The sequence below is a fragment of the Chitinophaga sp. CC14 genome, from assembly GCF_048957795.1.
Classification (GTDB): Bacteria; Bacteroidota; Bacteroidia; order Chitinophagales; family Chitinophagaceae; genus Chitinophaga; species Chitinophaga ginsengisegetis.
The window spans coordinates 19,204-39,008 of record NZ_JARBFY010000004.1; the positions used below are offsets into that span (position 1 = coordinate 19,204).

A 19,805-nucleotide genomic window follows, 5' to 3' on the forward strand; every position below is an offset into this window, starting at 1 on the left:
AATAATGCAGCAGGGTCATCCTGCTGCATCTATCTTATTATAATACCTTAAAAATCAATGTGCTGTTATTGCATCCATTCCTGTAATATGTTCCCGATTTTTTCAAATTCTATCAGGAAACCATCATGCCCGTACGAAGAATCTATTTCATGATAAGTAGCATGTGGCAGATGTGCGGCCATGAACTGCTGTTCTTCCGGCGGACACAGAATATCGCTGCTGATACCTATCAGCAGGGTAGGTTGCTGAATGTGCGAAAGGGTAGTGGTAATATCTTCATGACGGCCACGGGCAATATTATGACTGTCCATTGCTTTCGTGAGCAGCCAGTACGACTGTGCATTAAAGCGTTTTACGAGTTTGTCGCCCTGGTAAATGATATAGGAAGAAGCCCTGAAATTATCGGTCTTCTCTTTATCTTCATCGGATTGGGCGCGCACAAAGGTCCGGTAGTTGCGATAGGTAAGCATACCGATAGCCCTGGCGGCTTTCAGCCCTTTCGATCCTGCGCTGTGGCAGTTGTCTTTCCAGGTATCATCCGCTTCAATGGCCAGTCGCTGCGCGGTGTGAATGGCAATACCCCAGGCGCTTTCTGCAGCTCCGGTACATAACAGGAACAGGCGATCAATAACAGCCGCCTCCTGCAACGACCATTCCAGTGCCTGGTAACCGCCCATAGAACCGCCGATCAGCAGGTGGATACGGGGAATTTCCAGGTGCTGCCGGAGCAGGATATGCGCCTGTACCATATCGCGGATAGTGATGGTAGGGAACTGCCGGTACCACGGATGGCCCGTTTCCGGGTTGATAGTATGAGGGCCGCTGCTGCCATAGCAGGAGCCAATGATATTGGCGCACACAATGAAGTGCCTGGCAGGGTCAATCGCTTTGCCGGAACCAATTAAGCCAGTCCACCAGTCAGCCGCATCACTGTTGGCGGTTAGGGCATGACATACCCAAACCACGTTACTGCCATCTTCTTTCATCGTACCATATGTATGGTACGCGATATGTAATCCCGGTAATACTTCCCCGGATTCTAACCGGAATGCTGTTTGACTGTGAAATACCTTTGCCGACAATGCTTCTTCGAATTTGCGCAAAACTACAATATCAGAATTAAAAATTGCAAAATACAGCCGATGAATTACGAATTAGGGAGGAATGACGGCCACTGCATAAATCCTGATGGTTTTATTTTATCTTTGTTGAAGATAACCTAATAATCATGAAGATAGCATTACAAAGAGTAGATGACGGATTTAATATGGAGGCAGTAGATGAAGGCGGCCACAAAGTACTGATGGACTCATCTCTGGAAAATGGCGGTAAGAATAACGGAGTAAGACCTATGCAAATGGTGATCATGGGCCTGGGTGGTTGCTCTGCCATTGATGTGATGATGATCCTGAAGAAACAACGCCAGGAAGTAACAGATTTCCGTATTGAAATAGACGCAGAAAGAGAAAAAGGAAAAGAACCTTCTCTCTGGGAAACAGCTCACCTGGTATTTCATCTCAAGGGTAATATTGATCCCGATAAAGCAGCACGCGCTGTAGAATTGTCTATGAACAAATATTGTTCTGTAGCGGAAACCCTGCGTCAGGGTAATACCAAACTGACCTGGGAAGTGAAACTGAACGCTTAAAATGCTGTAATTACCATATCCATGAGCAAAGATAGAAATCAATACCAACCGGATACCAATGCGGTAAGAATGCAGACGCCAAAAACGGACCAGATGGAACATTCCGTACCCATGTTCCTGACTTCCAGTTTTTGTTTTGATAACGCAGAAGAAATGCGCGCTACCTTCGCGGATGAAACTGACTTTAATATCTACAGCCGTTTCAGCAATCCCAATGTAGACGAATTTGTACAGAAGATGTGTGCCCTCGAAGGAGGAGAAGCCGGGTATGCCACCGCATCGGGGATGAGCGCTATTTTTGCCAGCTTTATGGCACTGCTCAAAGCCGGCGACCACCTGCTGTCGGCCCGCTCTATCTTTGGATCTACCCACACTGTGATCACGAAGTTCCTGCCAAAATGGGGTATTGAAACTTCTTATTTTGATATGACTGATCCCGCCGGCATTGCCGCTATGATAAAGCCCAATACCCGGATGATCTTCGTGGAAACGCCGTCCAATCCCGGTCTTGAGATCATTGACCTGGAACTGCTGGCCGGCATTGCCAACAAGCACAATATCATTCTGAACGTAGACAACTGCTTTGCAACGCCTGTACTGCAACGTCCTATTGAATACGGCGCCCACCTGGTTACCCATTCGGCTACCAAATGGATCGACGGGCAGGGACGTGTACTGGGTGGAGTAGTAGTTGGAAAGGCAGAGCTGATCAAGGAAATCCATACTTTTTGCAGAAGCACCGGCCCGGCCATGTCGCCATTCAACGCCTGGGTGTTGAGTAAAAGCCTGGAAACCCTGTATGTGAGGATGGAGCGTCATTCGGCCAGCGCCCTGAAACTGGCGGAGCGCCTGCAAAGTAACCCGCACCTGTTGTCGGTGAAATATCCTTTGCTGACCACTCACCCGCAATACGATATTGCAAAGAAACAAATGAGTGGCGGCGGCGGTATCGTATGCTTTGAGCTGAAAGGCGGTCTGCAACAGGGCGTTCGTTTCCTGGATGCATTACAACTCCTTTCGCTTACTGCTAACCTGGGAGACAGCCGCAGTATTGCTTCCCATCCTGCCAGCACCACCCATGCAAAGCTCTCTGATGAAGAACGGGCAATTGCCGGTATAACGCCAGGGCTGATACGCATTTCCGTAGGACTGGAAAATATTAAGGATATCGTGGAAGATATAGAACAGGCATTAGAGAAGAGTAAATAAAAATAATCACGGAGCTGGCTGAAAGGGAACACGGGATAACAATCCTGTATAACTTTTTAGTCAGCTCCGGTTGCAAAGCCCCCACAGTACTGGCATGAATGTCCCGATGTACCGGCATGTGAATAAAGAGCCCCTTCAACCATTTGAATAAATAGTTTGCAGTATCACTGTGAACACAGCATCTTTCCCCACGGATTTTTAAAAGGTGCAGAAAACAATTCCTTTATTGCGACTAACCCTCCTCATTTTTGAACTTTTCTACTTATATTAGAATCATGAAATCCTTTGCCCATTTTCTCCTGATCCTTCTCCTGGCTTATGTAGCAGGTATGGTGCTGCCCTGGTGGAGCGTAGCGCTCGTGGCCTTCCTGGTAACGTTGCTGATGCCTTTATCACCGGGTAAATCATTCTTCAGCGCCTTCATGGGCATATTTGTGTTATGGATGATCCTGGCTTTTTATATGGATGTAAGAAATGATCACCTGCTGGCCAATCGGATGAGTGAAATGATCTTGAAGGTGCGGAGCGCGCCGCTCATGGGTGCAGTGAGTTCATTTATCGGCGGACTCGTAGCCGGCTTTGCCGCCAGTTCTGCTGCGTTTATCCGTGCCGCAAAAAAGCCCGCCTGATTACTTATCCAGGCTGTTAAAATTCTGATAAAACAGCTTATGCAGGTACCCCGTAAGCTGTTCGCCGTTACATTTGGAATATGAAGAATTACCTGTCTGCCCTGTTTTGCATTTTCATTTCCAGCTACTGCCAGGCTATTGCGGTGAAAGGCCGCGTAACGGATGATAAAGATCAACCGCTCCCATTTGCTACCGTTTTCATAAAAGGAACCACCACCGGCACTACTACCAACGCTGCCGGCCAATACCAGCTTGACCTTGCACCCGGCCAGTATACCGTGGTATGCCAGTATATCGGTTTTAAAAGAACAGAACTACCGCTTAACGTAAACGCCTCAACGCAGATACTCGACTTTCACCTGCAGCCCGTTAATATGCAGATAAAAGAAGTAGTGGTGAAAGCCAATGGAGAAGATCCCGCCTATGCCATCATCCGTCAGGCCATTAAGAAGCGGCATTTCTACCAGGAACAGGTGAAAGAATATACCTGTATGTCTTATATCAAAGGCACCATCGGGATGAAAAATGTTCCGGGAAGATTCATGGGACAGAAAATAGATAAGAAAGAAATGGGGGTAGACAGTACCGGGAAAGGCATGATATTCCTGTCGGAATCTGTTACTAAAATATCGGCACGGTTGCCGGATAAAATAAAACTGGAAGTAATTTCCTCCCGCAAAAGTGGCGGCGGATTTGGTTTAAGCTTCCCTGCCATCATCAGCTTCTATGACAACAATGTTTCCGCCGTTATCACGCAAATGGGCCCCAGGGGCTACATTTCTCCCATTGCAGAAAACGCATTGGCCTATTACAAATACAGGTTGGAAGGCACTTTTACAGAAGAAGGCAAAACCGTTAATAAAATACAGGTGATTCCCCGCCGGAAGCAGGAGCCCCTGTTTTCCGGCTATATCTTTATTACAGACGACGACTGGCGCATTCACAGCACAGACCTGATCCTCACCAGCGAATACCAGCTGGAACTGATGGATACACTGGAGATCCGCCAAACCCATGTACCCGTTACTGCCGACATCTGGCGCGTAAAAGACCAGGTGATGCACATCTCATTTAATAAGTTTGGTTTCCGCATGGGTGGCAGTTTTGTAAATGTATATTCTGATTATAACGTACATCCTGATTTTCCTCCTAAGTTTTTCGATAATACTTTCCTTAAATATGACTCCGCTTTTGATAAGCAGGGGCATACCTACTGGGACAGTATCCGGCCGGTACCGCTGGAAACCGCTGAGGTAAAGGATTACCACGAAAAAGACAGCATCGCCAAAGCCGCGCGCGACTCTTCTTTTTCCCGCTATCATCTCGACTCCCTGCAACGCAAACAGAAACCGGTGAAAGCAATGGATGTACTCTGGAACGGCGTAAAACATAAATACTATTTCCGCCGCGACAGCTCCATACAATATCATTCCCTCGGCGTAAAGGGACTGCTGAAATCGCTGAAGTATAATACTGTAGAAGGATTGGTCATTGCACTGGAACCCGACCTGAACATCTATACCGGGGAAGAAAGCAGTTTACGTATCACTCCCTTTCTGCGGTACGGGTTGAGTAATACTCACTTCAATGCCTATACGCAAATTGACTATAGTAACAGGAGTAAAGTACAAAAGCGTTACGGCCGCAACGACTGGTCGCTGGCAGGAGGGAAGCGCGTTTCCCAATTTAACCAGGACAATCCCATCGACAATATTGCCAACGAGTTTTATACCCTGTTCCTGAAGGAAAACTATATGAAGCTGTATGAAAACTGGTTTGGTAAACTACACTACACACGTACATTCCAGACCAATGACCGCCTGTCGCTCGGCGCTACCTATGAAAGCAGGAACCCGGTAGAAAATACCACCGACTTTGTAATATTTAAAAACGACCGCAAACAGTTTACGCCCAATCACCCTTATGAGCTGGCCAATGTGCCCTTTGAAAAGCACCAGGCCTTGATACTGGATGTGGATTTTACCTTCCAGCCCGGTCAACAGTTTGTGGAATTGCCCGACCGCAAAATTCCCTTTGGCTCCAAATACCCCACGTTCAAAGTGGGCTATAGCAAGGGGATACCCAATGTGGCAAACAGTATTGTTGATTTCGATAAATGGAGTTTTTCCGTGCAGGATAATATGAACTTTAAGTTGCTGGGTGAATTCCGCTACCGCCTCGGAGCAGGTGGATTCCTGAACGACCGGAATGTACAAATACCCGATTACCAGCACTTCAATGGTAACCAGACCTTCTATAACATGAAGTACCTGAACAGCTTTCAGCTGGCGCCGTATTATCAGTATAGTACTACCGCTCCGTTTTATGCCACCGCCAATGTGGAACATCATTTTAATGGTTTACTCACCAATAAAATTCCATTGTTCAACCGCCTGAAATGGAACCTGGTAGCCGGCGCCAACGCATTTTATGTAAACAGCGATAATAACTATGTAGAAGTTTTCGGGGGTATTGAAAATATTCTGAAGATGATCAGGGTAGATGTGGTAGCGGGTTATCAGAGTAAAGAAGATACCCGTATAGGCGTCCGGGTTGGCTTTGGTGGTATCCTGGGTAATATGGTGAAGTTTAAAAACTAACCGGCACTGATTCCGGGGACCTGTTACCACCTGTTATTGCTTGCCAGGTAACAAAATCCCCGTATCTCATCATTCACAAAACCGGTTCTAAAATTTCTTCCTGCTCTTTATTTCTTTCTTTTCGTCAAAGAAGTATGCCAGTAACCTGTAAATCCAGATACCAACAACTGCATAAATAAAGTAAGTAATGTAAATACTCATAAAATAACATTTTCGGGTTAAACAATATTGCTTCTCTTAGTCAATTTTCAAAAAGGGTGCCAATTGGGGTTGTAACGTGTCCGCAAAGATATATACAATAATTATCAAATAGTTATAAAAAGATAAATATTTTTTAGATCTCCGGTGAACCTTTGGTTGAGTTAATTCGTTAGTAAGGTAAGTATATTTTGGCCCAGCGTAGTACACATTTTACTCACACGTTGGTGCCAGAACGAAGCGTCATCCTTTGAACCATCCGGTATGAGAAAAATCGCCCTCATTGTGCTGCTGTCGGGAATTATCCTGGCGGCAGCCTCCTACATTACGGAAACAAATGACCTGCCCGGCGCGGCAGAACTGAGAACTCCCGGCTTTATCGGTTACATCTTCATTATCAGCGCAATAGCCTGGTTTTCCTTACATATTCTTTACCAGTGGGCGAAGAAATCAGACCCTTATCACTACTGATATTCAGTGAATTTTGCTACCTTTGCGGCCTAAATCAATTGTTCTTTTACGATTAAAGAGGGTTGATTGGAGTTTTGTTCGCGACGCAGGCGTCCTTAAAATTTCAAGCAATTATGGCATTACACAACAGAGTATCTGCCGCCGAACTGAAAGTACGGCTGGCCAATGAAACGTTTAAACGCGTCACTGTTTCTTTCTACCAGTACGCAAAAATCCCCGATCCACAGGCATTCCGTGATCAACTGTACGAATCGCTTTTCCAACTCGGTACTTTCGGGCGTATTTATGTAGCCCACGAAGGCATTAATGCCCAGGTGAGCGTTCCCGAGCATCACTTTGAGGCATTTAAGCAACAACTGTATGCTATCGACTTCCTCAATGGCATCCGGCTCAACATCGCCGTGGATGATGACGGCAAATCCTTTTTTGTGCTGAAAATCAAAGTCCGTGAAAAGATAGTGGCCGACGGCATTGAAGATCCCACCTTCGACATGGCCAACCGTGGCCGTTATGTGGATGCCGGTACCTTCAACGAGCTCACCGCCGATCCGGATACCGTGATTGTGGACATGAGAAACCACTATGAGTATGAAGTCGGACATTTTGAAGGCGCCATAGAAGTACCCTCAGATACTTTCCGCGATCAGCTGCCCATGGCGGTAGATATGCTTGCAGATAAAAAAGACAAGAATATCATCATGTACTGCACCGGGGGAATCCGCTGTGAAAAAGCATCGGCTTACATGCTGCACAACGGCTTTAAAAATGTATTCCACCTCGAAGGCGGTATCATTGAATATACTAACAAGGCCCGTCAGCAAGGACTTCCCATTAAGTTCAAAGGCAAAAACTTTGTATTCGACGACAGGCTCGGAGAACGCATCAGCGAGGATATTATCAGTCAATGCCACCAGTGCGGAGCGCCCTGCGACACACATACCAACTGCCTGAATGATGGCTGCCACCTGCTGTTTATTCAATGCGAATCCTGCGCAAAAAAGTATGATGGCTGTTGCAGCGAATCCTGCCAAACCACCCACGCATTACCTCCGGAACAACAGGCGGAACTGCGTAAGGGAGTGGAAAAAGGACTGATGTTCAACAAATCCAGGAGAAGAAAAATAGAATAAAAAAATCCGCCCCGCGTTGTTTCTTCTCGGCAGGGCGGAGTAGCTGACCATAAAATTGAATCGGCCGGATCACTCCGGCCTTTTCTTTTCTATGACCATTCTATCAACCTATATGCGAACTAAAAATGTAAGCGTGTAGCCCTCTGCGTTATAACGTACTAAATGAAACGACTACACGCCATTCAATCCATTACATCTGATCCTTCTTATTTTTATAAGCACCGTAGAAAATGATCGGGAATACCAACAGCGTAAGTACCGTTGCGGTAATAAGCCCGCCAATTACTACGATGGCCAGTGGCTTCTGTGTTTCAGATCCGATACCATGTGATATAGCTGCCGGAATCAAGCCTATGGCGGCCATCATGGCTGTCATCACCACCGGCCGTATACGGCTCTGCACACCCAGTTTAATCGATTCATTCAACGATAGTTTTGCCTCCAGGTTTTTATGGAATACGGAAATGAGGATCACGCCATTCTGAATACAGATACCAAACAATGCAATGAAACCCACACCTGCGGAGATACCAAAGTTCATATTGGTAACATGCAATGCCAGGATACCACCTATCAGTGCAAACGGCACGTTCATTAACACCAGCCCTGCATCCTTTACACTGCCCAGCATAATAAACAACACCATAAAGATGGCAATGATACTGATAGGCACTACCTGTCCCAGTCGTTGTGTGGCGCGCACCTGGTTTTCAAATTCACCCGTCCAGCCAATGCTGTAGCCTTTCGGCAGTTTCACCACCCGGTTGATTTTCGCCTGCGCTTCAGCAATGGTACTGCCGAGGTCGCGGTCACGAACAGAGAACTTCACGCCGATAAAACGTTTGTTACTGTCGCGGTAAATGAAAGCCGGCCCGGTAATGGTTTTGATCTCTGCGATCTCTTTCAGCGGTATTTTATTGTTGTTGATTGTAGGCACCATCAGGTTGGCCAGGTCATCTTCCGTTTTGCGATAGTTCTCATCATAACGGATACGGATATCGAATTTTTTCTCGCCTTCATACAGCTGGGTAGCCGTTTTACCGCCAATAGCCATTTCAATAACTGCCTGCGCATCACCGGTGGCTACGCCATACTGGGCCATTTTATTGTCGTCGAGATTGATACTCATTTCAGGCTGACCAATATTCCGGATCACCCCGAGATCTTTAATACCCTGCACTGTTTTCAATTGCGCTACTACCTGTTGTGAGAGCGATTCCAGCTTCACGAGGTCATCTCCAAAAATCTTCACACCGTTGGCAGCCTTGAATCCGGCTACTGCTTCAGAAACGTTGTCGCTGATAGGTTGTGAGAAGTTCAGGATGATACCCGGGTATTTCTTCAGGCGCTGTTCCATCTGGGAAATCAGTTCGTCCTGTGTAATCTTGCGTTTCCATTCATCCTTCGGCGCCAGGTCTACCTGGTATTGTACAAAGTAGAAGCCGTTGGGATCTGTACCATCATTGGAGCGGCCTACCTGCGATAATACCCTTTTTACTTCAGGGAACCCGCCGAGGTCCTGGCGGATATCATGCGCCATTTTGGTGCTTTCTGTGAGTGACATACTCATGGGCAGTTCCGTGGTTACCCACAGGGAGCCTTCATTCAGTTGTGGAAGGAACTCTGTTCCCAGGAATTTGGCCGAAACAAAGGTGAGCACCATAAAAGCCAGTGCCAGCGTAAGACTCAGGCGTTTATTCCGGTAGGTCCATCCGAATCCTTTCATTACAAAACGGTCAAAGAAATTCACCAACGGGTTGTTTTTCTCTTTCACGTTTTTATTGAGCAGTATAGAACACAGTACAGGCACCAGTGTTAAGGTGAACAGTAATGCGCCCAGTAAAGCAAATCCCAGCGTCCAGGCCAGTGGCGAAAACATTTTACCTTCTACTTTCTGGAAAGAAAATATGGGGATCAGGGAGATGATGATAATGAGTTTAGAGAAGAAGATGGCTTTGGCCAGTTCTCCACCGGTTTGCTTGATCCAGCCCAGCTTCGCCATTTTGTTGAACCGCTCCATGCCAAACTTGTGGGCCTTATGGTCCAGCATCACGAAGATGCCCTCCACCATTACCACGGCGCCATCTATGATGATACCGAAATCGATCGCCCCCATCGACAGCAGGTTGGCGCTCATGCCTTTCAGGCGTAAGCACATAAAGGCAAACAACAGGGCCAGCGGAATAATGATGGATACAATCACGGTGGTGCGCCAGTCGGCCATGAACAGGAATACGATCACCGTTACAAAAATGATTCCTTCAGCGAGGTTGTGCATCACCGTATGGGTGCAGAACTCCATGAGGTTATCACGGTCGTAGAACGTTTCCATTTTAATATCATCGGGCAAAATGGTTTCATTCAGCTCCTTCAGCTTCTCTTTCAGGCGGGCGAGCACTTCTGTCGGATTTTCTCCTTTACGCATTACCACAATGCCTTCTACCAGGTCGTCGTTGCTGCCTATGCCTACCTGGCCTACACGCGGCGCGGAGGCTTCATGTACATTAGCCAGGTCTTTCACCAGGAGGGGCACGCCATTGATATTCTGAACAATGATGTTATTGATATCGGGAATACTGTTCAACAGGCCGATACCACGCACTACATATGCCTGTCCGTTCTTTTCAATTACATCGCCGCCTACGTTCACATTACTTTTGGTAACGGCCTGGTATAATTCCAGCGGGGTGATATCGTATTTGGCAAGTCTTACCGGGTCAGCGGAGATCTCATAGATCTTTTCCTGTCCGCCGAAGGCCACTACGTCGGCAACGCCGGGCACGCTGCGGATCTGCCGGTCTATCACCCAGTTTTGCCAGGTGAGCAGGTCGCGGGAGTCGCGTTTGCTGCTTTTCAGGTAGTACCGGAATATCTCACCGGTAGGGCCATAGGGCGGCTGTACTTCGGGATCGGCGCCCTCCGGCAAACTGATACTCTGCAGCATGTTGTTGACCTGTTGCCGGGCGAAGAAATCTTCTACGTCATCGTCAAACATGATCTTTACTACAGATAATCCGAACATGGTAACAGAGCGTACGCTGGTTTTCTTCTGTACCGCATTCATAGATACTTCTATGGGCAGCGTTACAAAGCGTTCCACTTCCTGCGCGCTGCGGCCGTTCCATTTGGTTACAATCACGATCTGTGTATTGGTAACGTCGGGAAAGGCTTCAATGGGCGTATGCAAAAATGAGAATATGCCTGCTGCGATCAGCGTAGCCACACTGATAAAAACAAACAGTTTGTTTCTCAGCGAAAAAGCGACAATATTTCTAATGAATTTATTCATAAGTCCTGTTCTTTAGAATGCCACTCTGGTCCTTAACCCGATGATATTTACCGGTCCGCGGTCCCTGTTGTAGGCAGGGTGCATCACAAACTGGTAATCAGGGCTTAAGGCTATATGTAGCCTGGTAATGTTACATTGATAGAAAACTTCGGCGATCATTTCCGGTGCATAGTTCAGCTGGCCGTCGCCGATCATGAAGCCTGTGCCGCCTGCAGCAAGGTAGTTGCGGTGCTCTGCTGATAATCCGTTTACCACCACCGCAACGCCGGCGTTGTCTTGCGCCCGGTGCCAGCACTGGCCGTTTTGCAGCCATCCGGCGCTGATGGAACGGTCGATTTCTGTATAAGCCCAGGTTTCATTACGACCATCATTCCACGATGCTTTCAGGAAAGCGCCGCCGCTGTTGGTCAGCTCCTGGTCTATATTGATGCCGAAACCATATTTGGTACGACCATCTCTTCTTACGGAACTGATGTCGGGCGTATCTTTTGCCACGCTCACCGCTTCGTTATAATTGCCCATAGGGGCCTGGTTAATAAAAGCCATTAGCCGCACATTCCCTTCATGCTTATTTAGTGTATGCGTGTGCGTTACTTCCACTACTTCGCCGTTGGATTTACCATAGTGGTAATTCAGCTTCGGTCCGTTGGCTTCTTCCGGCTCCAGGGAGGTAGCTGCCTGCAACAGCCAGTTATCTTTCCGGTACTGAACGGTCAGTGCCATCGTATAACCGCGTACATCTGCGGGATAGTCCCATGCGGCGTTGCTCATCAGCGACCAGTTCATAAACTGGGTGCGGGGATCATGGCTATACGCATTCTGATCAAAGAAATCCGCGAGGCAGTATTTACCACCGATAAACCGCAGATAATGAGTAGGAGTGACGCCGCCTACATGATTCAGATCATCGCCATCCGCTTCTGTAGCAGAAGTTAACGGCAACGTATATACGCCATAAGCGCGGGCCAGGTAAATTTTTGGTTTAGGATCGCCCACACGGAAGGTTTCTCCGTTCGGGAAACCCGCAATGCCGGTGGCATGGCTGAGACCTTCACCACCGGCGAGTTCCGGGTTCACATATAATTCAAAGTTCTTCCACGGACGGATACCGGCATAAACAGTACTGGTAATAGACGTAGCCCCTTTTTCATGGGTACGGAAACTGTTGGCGCCTGAGTACTTCGCGGAGAAATCAGGATGCCATTGCGTTACCAGCGTTTGCTGAAAATGGAACGTGTACGGGATAATGCTATCCGTTTTCTTTTCCTGTGCCAGCAGGCGGGTACTGCCCAGTGCCAGTATTCCTATGGAGAACAACTGCTTCATTGCCGGATTAATCTTTAAGTGCATCGTAAATGAGCAATTGGTTTTTGGAGATCACTTTCTCTTCTGCTGCTAAGCCGGAGGAGATATAAGTAATATCACCAGCTGTTTTATCTACTTCCACCTCGCGTACGGCTATATTAAATTTGTCTTTAAATACCAGCACATAATTTTTGCTGTTATCAAAGATGACGGCGGCAGAAGGGACGGCTATTTTCTGGTCGTTATCCTGGTATTTTACATATACCGTGGCAAACATTTCCGGCTTCAGCAGCATGTTTTTATTATCGATGCTGATCCTTACCTGCATGGTTTTGGTAGCGGGGTCCAGGAAGTTGTAGATCTTGTCGATTTTGCCACGGAAAGGCTGATCAGGGTAACTTACTGTTACCACGTCTGCTTCATAGCCTTCTTTGATGCGTGCGATATCTGTTTCAAAAACATTGGCCATTACCCACACATCGTCCAGCTCAGAGATGGTGAAAATATTGGAACTGTTATCGGTACGTATCTCCATGTTATTATTGATATTCTTCTCAATAATATAACCGGAAATAGGGGCGGTTACCAGGTAGGTAGCGCCTTTACCTTTACGGTATATTTTAAACAGGTCGTTGAGCCGGTTAATTTCTGCATCAGATTTCTGTACTTCTCCTTTGGCATTTACTACATCTTTATCTGTGTTCAAACGGCTGTCGAACAGGTCCTGGGCCACTTTGAGGTTTTTGTCTGCCACATTGCGGTCCGACTTAGCCTGTGCCAGCTGCTTTTCGTAATCAGCAATTTCAGCACTGTGTATAACGGCCAGTACCTGGCCTTTCTGTACATAGTCGCCCAGCTGAACTTTGATATCTTCCACATACCCGCTCACCAGTGGATATACTTTCAATACCTTGCCGCCGTTGGGGGTAACCTTACCGGATAAACGAACTTCATTCACCACCGGTTGCAGATGTGCGGTATCGATACGGATATTTTTCAGCATGGTATCGCTGAGCACAAAGGTGGTTTTCTCCTGATCTTCTGCCTGGCTGTGTTTACAACCACTCCATAGAATGGTTGCCAGCAGCGAAAAGCCAATAAAAAGGAAAGGCTGTTTCATGCGCTTAATTTTTAAATAATTCTTGTCCTGTTGCATAGTTGAGTTCTTCGTAGGCATTTACCCGGTTGGATAAAAACTTGTTGATATTTTTTGCGTTATCGCTGTAACTGTTGAAGTAATCGATGAACTGAAGAAGGGAGATATTTCCTTTGCTGAAATTCTTGGCCACTTCTGCAATCAGGGTATCAAATTCTCCCTGGAACTGGTGCAGGTCAAATCCTTTGTAACGCTTTTCCAGTGCTAATATGCGCTGATAAGCATTCAGCACTTCCGATTGTGCGATGGATTGTTGCTGCAGCAGTTGTTGTTGCTCTGACCCGATCTGGAGCTGCGCTGCGCGGATATTTCCCTGGTTACGGTTCCAGGTGGGTAAGTCAATGCCCAGTGTGAGTCCCACGAAATTTGGTGTGTAACTGCCTTGTTTGTCGTAGGTAGCGCCTACATGAAGGTCCGGTACTGCCATTGATTTCTGGAGGCGGTAGTTCAGCTGTGCGGTTTGATACTGCATGTCGGCCATCCGTACATCCGGCCTGTTCTGCGCTACGCTGTCGAGCAGCGGTTGCAGCTGGATTTTATCCAGGTTATATGAAGCCAGGTCCGCAGGTTGCAGCCGGGCTTCATAAAAAACACTGGTATGTAACAACTGTTGCAGGTTTTTCTGTGATTCCAATTCCTGTTGTTTCAGATCGGCAAAGTCGTTTTCAATGCCTACCTGTAATGCCTGCAGCCTTACGAGATCCGCGTGGGCCACGCTTCCTTTTTTATCTGCCGTTACATATGCATCCACAATTTTCTGCAGGTTATCCAGCTGTTCTTTCAACACTGTTTCGCTCTGTTGCTGGTAGTATACATTGTAGAAGTTTTCCCGGAGTTGTAAGCGGAGGGTGCGCACCAGTTCATCGAAGTTGGCTTCGCTCATTTTAGCTGCTGCTGCCGCCAGTTGTATGGTTTTATTCCGTTTGCCTGCCAGCTGGATCAGTTGATCCAGGTTGTATTGTGTTTCGCCACCGGCGCCCACATTAAACGGCTTGAAATTATTGGTGCTGCCAAAACCCAGTACGGTGCTGAAGGAGGGGTTGTTCCACATCTTCGCCTGCCGGATCAGCGCTTTGGAAGCGTCTACCTGGTAGCGTTGCGCCAGTAATAAATAGTTTTTTGTAAGAAATGAATCTTCAACTGCCTGCAAGGTGACAGGTTGAGAAGTGATTTGCGCCTGTGCATGTTGAATATAGCCCAGGCCGGAAATACACGCTGTTAGGAACAGCATCCTGATAGTTCGCATAATGCCAGATTTCATGGCACAAAGCTCAGAAAGGTGAATTAAAGCGGCCTTTAAGGAAGATTAAAAAAAACTTAAAAGAAATTTAAACATGTGGGAGGATGACGGAGAAAGTGGTGCCACCTTCGGGATTGGAAGTAACAGTAATGTGGCCGTTATGGATCTGCACAATTTTTTTACAGATAGATAAACCCAGGCCGTGGCCGCGGATCTGAAGGGCATTCTGACCACGGTAAAAGGGTTCAAATATTTTGTTAATGTCGTCTGGTGGAATACCGATGCCGGAATCTTTTATCTGTACGAGGATATGTTGCGTGTAAAAATCTATCGACACATGCGCCGTGTTATTTTCGGAAAACTTACACGCATTGTCGATCAGGTTCAGGAAAAGTACCTTTAATAAATTCTCATTTCCATAACAGGTTACCAGCAAATCATTATCCGGCACCTTCATAAACTGGATCTCTACTTTGCTGGAGGTTTTTTGTTTCAACCGGATCAGGGTGGTCATCTCCATCAGTAATTCATCGATCCTTACATTACCCAATACAAATTCCTGTTGCCGCATTTCCGACTGCGCCAGTTGCAGCAGGCCATTGGAAAGGTCGGAGAGGTTTTCTGCATCTTCCAGCACGGAGGTGAGTAATGCCAGGTATTCTTCTTTGCTACGGTCTTTGGATAGTGCCACCTGTAACTGGCTGATGATGGCTGCCAGGGGGGTACGCAGCTCATGGGAGGCGTTGCTCACAAAGCTTTTTTGCAGATGGAACGACTCGCTGAGGCGTTGCAGCATGGTGTTGAAGTTGGCGCCCAGCTTAGCTATTTCATCTTTCCCTTTCACGGCTACCTGCGTGTCCTGCATGTTATTGGCATTGATACTATCTACCTGTTGTACCAGCTGATCGATAGGCTGCACCATTTTACGGGCAAAAAAGTAACCTACGCCTACCAGCACTATCACAGCGGTAATCAGCTCCAGCAGCAGGATCTGGCTGAGGTTCTGCAGGTTTTGAAAACCATATTTATCAAAGGAAGATACAATTACGATGACAGACACATTGCCCTCTGTATAATAAACGCCTACAACTTCACCACTGCCTTTGTCGTAGCTGTACAGTTTATTCTCTTTGATGTAGTCGAGTAAACTCGGATGTGTGCGGATGGTGGTGTCTTTCAGATTGCTGTACAGCAGGTCGTAACTGGGGTTGTATACGAGGATCGTTTCTTTATAAAGATCCTGGAAGGTGGTCCGGTCCAGTTTCCGCAGCAAATCCACCTTTACATTGCCGTCTTCAATAATCACGTTGGCAATGGAGCGGGCGCGGTATTCCAGTCTTTCCAGGTATTCCGCCTTCCGTGATTTGGCGGAGAAATAATACGCCAGCACGGCAAATGCAACGAGCATCAGCGTGGCCGAGAGGGTATAATAAAGCGCTATTTTATATTTGATTTTCAACCGGGCGTGTTATTCTTCAGAAAGATAATAACCCATACCTGTTTTGGTGTGCAGGAGTTTCTGATCAAAATCTTTGTCAATTTTTTTGCGGAGGAAGTTCATGTACACTTCAATCACGTTGGTACCGGTATCGAAGTCGATATCCCATACTTTTTCGGCGATGGTGATTTTAGAGATAACCTTGCCTTTATGCATGGCCAGAAATTCCAGCAGCTGGTATTCTTTGGCGGTGAGGGCAATTTTTTTGCCGCCACGGGTTACGTCTTTTTTCTCCCGGTCTATTTCCAGGTCGGCGATACTGATTTTGTACTGGGTACCGTGAGTGGCGTCGGAGCCGGCTCTTTTCAGGAATACCCGGATACGCGCCAGCAGTTCGCGGAAGTCGAAAGGCTTAACGAGGTAGTCGTCCGCACCCAGCTCAAAAGCCTGCATTTTATCTTCCATGCCACCAAGGGCGGTGAGCATAATCACAGGAACGCGGTTGTTTTTATGGCGGATTACTTCACACAGCTCGTAGCCGTTGTTGTGGGGCAGGTTGAGGTCCAGGATCACCAGGTCGTAATCGTTGCTGGTGGCCAATCCTTTGCCTATACGTCCGTCGTAGGCCACATCCACATCAAAACCGTTTTCTTCCAGTCCTTTCTTCACGGCATTGGCTACTTTAACTTCGTCTTCAACAACCAGTATTTTTTGCATACTTCAGAAAGGGTTTAAGTGTTGTTATACAGGTATCCCGAAAGATACCTGTATAACAAAATTACTAACTGATAAGGTTCGCTTCCAGCTGCATTATTTTCTCAAATAACTGCTCATATTGCTGATTGGCCCTGTCCAGGTATTTCTGAACATCCTGGTATTCGCTTTCTACCTGGGCAAATTTAGCTTTATCGTTATAGATTTCAGGAGAACCCAGGCTGGCTTCCAGGCCGGCTTTACGTTCCTTCAGGCTGGCCACCTGGCCTTCTACCTGTGAAAACTGTTTTTGTTGTTTCTGCAGTTCACGCTGTACGTCTTTGTTGATAGCGCCTTTGCCTGCATCTGCAGCAGGGGCGGAGGCTTGCTGGCGGCTTTCTTTTTTCGTATCTGCGTTATTGTTAGTGGCTTTGGCATTGCCGGGTTGTTGCTGGGCAGCCATTCTCTTTTTCCACTCTTCGTATTCGTTGTAGGTACCTTTGAACTCCTTGATTTCACCGTCAACGATTTCCCAGATCTTGTTGGCGGTCTGGCTTACGAAGTAACGGTCGTGCGATACCAGTACCAGGCTGCCGTCGTATTTGTTGAGGGCATCTATCAGCATTTGCACGGAGTTCATGTCCAGGTGGTTCGTGGGCTCATCCAGCATCAGGAAGTTGGCCTGGCTGATAATGGTTTTTGCCAGCGCCACACGGGCCTTTTCACCTCCGGACAGGATCTTGATCTTTTTAAATACATCATCGCCGGTAAAGAGGAAGCAGCCCAACAACTGGCGTAGTTCCAGCTCTGTACGGCCGCTGCCAAAGTTTTTCAGTTCATCCAGTATTTCGCTGTTCATGTCCAGTGATTCCAGCTGGTGCTGTGCATAGAAGCTGGTTACCACGTTATGACCGGGTACCCGTTCACCTTCCATCGGCTCCATACCAAAGATGATCCGCAGCAGGGTAGACTTACCCTTACCATTGGCGCCGATTAAGGCTATTTTATCGCCACGGTTGATTTCTGCGCTGGTATTTTTTAAGATCTCTATCTTGCCGAAGCTTTTACTGATGTTATTCAGGGTACATAAGATCTTACCAGGCGTTTTATCTACGGTGAAGTTGATTTTTATTTTAGATGGACCGTTATCGGTTTGTTCCACACGCTCCAGTTTATCGAGCCTTTTGGCGATACTCTGTGCCTGGGCGGCTTTGGACGCTTTGGCTTTAAAGCGCTCAATAAAGCGTTCCTGCTGGCGGATATAGTCTTGCTGGTTTTCGTAAGCACGTTGCTGCATTTCGCGGCGCAGTTCCTTTTCCACTTCATAGTCGGCGTAAGAACCGGCGTAGTGGTGCAGCTGCTGCTGGTATACTTCCACGATCTTATTCACCATACGGTCCAGGAAGAAACGGTCGTGCGATACAATGATCACGGCGCCGTTGTACCCTACCAGGTACCTTTCCAGCCATTCGATGGAGGGAAGATCCAGGTGGTTCGTGGGCTCATCGAGCATCAGCACATCCGGCTGCTGCAGGATAAGACGGGCCAGGAGCACACGCATACGCCATCCACCGGAAAACTGGCTGTATGGCCGTTCCAGGTCGGAGGTGGTAAAACCAAGACCTTCCAGCACCTGTGCCGTTTTGTGTTTCATGTTGTAGCCGTCGAGCGCTTCAAATTCATGCAGTTTATCGCTGAATTCGTGCAACAGTTCTTCTGTCTGGCTGTCTTCCAGTTCCCGGGTAATACGCTCAATGTCTTTCTCCAGCTCCAGCGCCTTGCCAAAGGCCATCATGCCTACGGTAAGAATAGATTCATCGGTTTCAAAGCTGAGCAGGTCCTGGTTAAAGAAGCCAATCGTCAGACTTTTACTTTTATTAACACTTCCTTTGGAAATGGAATATTCCCCATTGATAATGCGCAACAGGGTAGATTTGCCGGTACCATTCAACCCGATAAGCCCCACACGGTCGCCCGGTTCTATATGCCACGAGGAATTTTCCAGAATAACCCTGGACCCAAACTCAAACGTAATGTCCTGTAATGCGATCAACATAAAAAATAAAAAAATTGGATAAAAAACGTGCAAAGTTAAGGAAAAATGCGGACTTTAACCTACTCAAATTCAGTACTCCTGAGAAACAATCCGGTCATTTTATTTAGTTTTGTTGCAAAGTGTAAGATTATGAATTTTAAAGTATGCGTTCCGGTTGGCTTACTGATGCTGAGTGCGGCCCTGTTTGCCTGCAACCAGCAGGCCGCCCCGAAGGAGGAGGCAGCAGCGGCAGGCGCTTCCACCGCGTTACAGGCGCCATATAGCCAGGTATTTTACGACTCACTCGGCGCCATTATGCAATCGTATTATAAACTTTCGGATGCGCTGGTACAGGCCGATAGCACTGCTGCCAACACCGCTGCGGCGGCGCTCAAAGGGCATGTGGACAGTCTCCCGGTGAACCTTTTACAGATGGATAGCAGCCACCTGGCCAATATTACCGGCATCACCGGCAGCGTAAGCGCCGAATTAGCCGGGCTGGCAGGGGAAACGGAACTCGATGGTAAAAGAGCGGCTTTCCAGATGGTATCCGATATGCTGTTCGACCTTGTGAAGAATACGGGCCTGAAAGGTCATACTATTTATCACCAATACTGCCCGATGGCCTTTGATGACAAAGGCGCTTACTGGCTCAACGACAAGGCAGACATACAGAATCCTTACTTCGGTCATAAGATGCTCACCTGCGGTGAAACCAAAGATAGCCTGAGCTATAAATAATAAGTAATCGTTGGATCGTGCGC

General features: G+C 47.3%; 15 protein-coding genes. 7 read left to right on the top strand and 8 right to left on the bottom strand.

Annotation, left to right across the window (positions count from 1 at the left end):
- Positions 1-65: 65 nt before the first annotated feature.
- Positions 66-1,103: a homoserine O-acetyltransferase MetX gene (gene metX, locus PV783_RS19475; RefSeq protein WP_420989244.1), complete on the bottom strand. Its 1,038-nt coding sequence runs from the start codon at positions 1,101-1,103 to the stop codon at positions 66-68.
- A gap of 125 nt (positions 1,104-1,228) precedes the next feature.
- On the opposite strand from metX, the gene PV783_RS19480 reads away from it, so the two are divergent.
- The 6 genes from PV783_RS19480 to PV783_RS19505 all read left to right on the top strand — a co-directional run bounded on the left by PV783_RS19480 (position 1,229) and on the right by PV783_RS19505 (position 7,885).
- The gene (locus PV783_RS19480; protein WP_079467397.1) at positions 1,229-1,648 is read left to right on the top strand and encodes an OsmC family protein; all 420 of its coding nucleotides are present in this window, start codon (positions 1,229-1,231) and stop codon (positions 1,646-1,648) included.
- Between the two features lie 21 nt (positions 1,649-1,669).
- A complete protein-coding gene (locus tag PV783_RS19485; protein ID WP_420989245.1) occupies positions 1,670-2,857 on the top strand; it encodes an O-succinylhomoserine sulfhydrylase in 1,188 nt (395 codons plus the stop codon).
- A gap of 275 nt (positions 2,858-3,132) precedes the next feature.
- On the top strand, positions 3,133-3,486 hold the full coding sequence (locus PV783_RS19490) for a hypothetical protein (protein WP_420989246.1): 354 nt from the start codon (positions 3,133-3,135) through the stop codon (positions 3,484-3,486).
- Positions 3,487-3,566: 80 nt separating this feature from the next.
- A complete protein-coding gene (locus tag PV783_RS19495; protein WP_420989247.1) occupies positions 3,567-6,086 on the top strand; it encodes a DUF5686 and carboxypeptidase regulatory-like domain-containing protein in 2,520 nt (839 codons plus the stop codon).
- 462 nt (positions 6,087-6,548) lie between these two features.
- Positions 6,549-6,755: a hypothetical protein gene (locus tag PV783_RS19500; RefSeq protein ID WP_420989248.1), complete on the top strand. Its 207-nt coding sequence runs from the start codon at positions 6,549-6,551 to the stop codon at positions 6,753-6,755.
- Between the two features lie 113 nt (positions 6,756-6,868).
- Complete coding sequence (locus tag PV783_RS19505) at positions 6,869-7,885, top strand: rhodanese-related sulfurtransferase (RefSeq protein WP_420989249.1); 1,017 nt, start codon at positions 6,869-6,871, stop codon at positions 7,883-7,885.
- Between the two features lie 190 nt (positions 7,886-8,075).
- Here the strand turns inward: PV783_RS19505 and PV783_RS19510 are convergent, their stop codons facing one another.
- The 7 genes from PV783_RS19510 to PV783_RS19540 form a co-directional block, all read right to left on the bottom strand.
- Positions 8,076-11,174, bottom strand: a complete 3,099-nt coding sequence (locus tag PV783_RS19510) for an efflux RND transporter permease subunit (RefSeq protein ID WP_079467391.1) — start codon at positions 11,172-11,174, stop codon at positions 8,076-8,078.
- Between the two features lie 12 nt (positions 11,175-11,186).
- Positions 11,187-12,500 carry a carbohydrate porin gene (locus tag PV783_RS19515; RefSeq protein ID WP_420989250.1) on the bottom strand — a complete coding sequence of 438 codons (1,314 nt, stop codon included), beginning with the start codon at positions 12,498-12,500 and terminating at the stop codon, positions 11,187-11,189.
- A gap of 7 nt (positions 12,501-12,507) precedes the next feature.
- Positions 12,508-13,599, bottom strand: coding sequence for an efflux RND transporter periplasmic adaptor subunit (locus tag PV783_RS19520; protein ID WP_079467390.1), 1,092 nt, complete (start codon positions 13,597-13,599; stop codon positions 12,508-12,510).
- Positions 13,600-13,603: 4 nt separating this feature from the next.
- The gene (locus PV783_RS19525) at positions 13,604-14,881 is read right to left on the bottom strand and encodes a TolC family protein (protein WP_168771352.1); all 1,278 of its coding nucleotides are present in this window, start codon (positions 14,879-14,881) and stop codon (positions 13,604-13,606) included.
- A gap of 82 nt (positions 14,882-14,963) precedes the next feature.
- Positions 14,964-16,334, bottom strand: a complete 1,371-nt coding sequence (locus PV783_RS19530) for a HAMP domain-containing sensor histidine kinase (RefSeq protein WP_111578118.1) — start codon at positions 16,332-16,334, stop codon at positions 14,964-14,966.
- A 9-nt stretch (positions 16,335-16,343) separates the two neighbouring features.
- Positions 16,344-17,030, bottom strand: a complete 687-nt coding sequence (locus tag PV783_RS19535) for a response regulator transcription factor (protein ID WP_079467387.1) — start codon at positions 17,028-17,030, stop codon at positions 16,344-16,346.
- 64 nt (positions 17,031-17,094) lie between these two features.
- Entirely contained in the window at positions 17,095-19,062 is a 1,968-nt protein-coding gene (locus tag PV783_RS19540) for an ABC-F family ATP-binding cassette domain-containing protein (RefSeq protein WP_079467386.1), read from the bottom strand.
- A gap of 129 nt (positions 19,063-19,191) precedes the next feature.
- Between PV783_RS19540 and PV783_RS19545 the strand changes: the two genes are divergently transcribed.
- A complete protein-coding gene (locus PV783_RS19545; RefSeq protein ID WP_420989251.1) occupies positions 19,192-19,782 on the top strand; it encodes a DUF3347 domain-containing protein in 591 nt (196 codons plus the stop codon).
- The last annotated feature ends 23 nt before the right edge of the window (positions 19,783-19,805 follow it).